At 80.1% G+C, this 821-nt stretch carries 1 protein-coding gene; it reads left to right on the forward strand.

Features of this window, described 5'->3' with window-relative positions:
• On the forward strand, positions 1–587 hold a 587-nt coding region (locus R7226_RS31550), incomplete at its 5' end, for a type II secretion system F family protein (RefSeq protein WP_318601532.1).
• Between the last annotated feature and the right edge of the window lie 234 nt (positions 588–821).

Consider the following 821-nt stretch of genomic DNA (forward strand, 5'->3'; position numbering starts at 1 on the left):
CCGACTTGGCGGTCGGCGGGCTGCTGCGCTGGCGACGGCGCCGCTACCGCGCCGAGCTGGAGCGGTCGGCGCCGGCAGTCGCGCGCGCGGTCGCCGACGCGCTCGGGGCCGGGCACGCGATCGGCGCGGCGCTGACGGAGGCGGTCCGCGGCGTCAGCGGCGCGGCGGCGAGCGAACTGACCGGCGCGAGCGCCGCGCTCGCGCTCGGCGAGTCGACCGAGCGCGTGCTGGAGCGGTTGCGCGCGAGCGCCGGCTGCCGCGCCTGGGACACGCTCGTCGCCGCGATCCTGCTCCAGCGCGAGGCCGGCGGCGACCTCGCCGCGCTGCTGCGCGAGCTGGCGACGGCACAGGAGCATGCGCTGCGGCTCGCCGACGACGCCCGCGCCGCGACCGCGCAGGCCCGCTTCACCGGGCTGATCGTCGGCGTGCTGCCGGTCGGTGCGGCCGCGCTGTCGGAGCTGGCGCGCCCGGGCACGCTCGCCGAGATCGTCGCCGTCCCGCTCGCCGCGTGGCTCGCTGCGTTCGCGCTGTTCCTGCAAGCGCTCGCGCTCGTCGCGATCCGCCGCCTGTCGCGGGTGGCGGCATGACTCGCGGCGGCGTCTGCGCCGGCCTCGGTGCGTCGTGGCCCGCGTGCGGCTGCGCGCCGCCATCGCGCGCTGAACGCGGCGCGGGTGCGGCGCGATGAGCCGCGCGCAGCTGCTCGCACTGCTCGCGGGGATGCTCGCGACCGTCGGCGTCGCCGAGCTGGCGGCGTTGTTCGGCGCGCGTCCGCGGGCGGCGCGGGGCGTCGTGCTGCGGGCGCTGGCGCGCCTGGGCCGGCG

Origin of the sequence: Conexibacter stalactiti, assembly GCF_033542075.1 — a bacterium.
Taxonomy (GTDB): Bacteria; Actinomycetota; Thermoleophilia; order Solirubrobacterales; family Solirubrobacteraceae; genus Conexibacter; species Conexibacter stalactiti.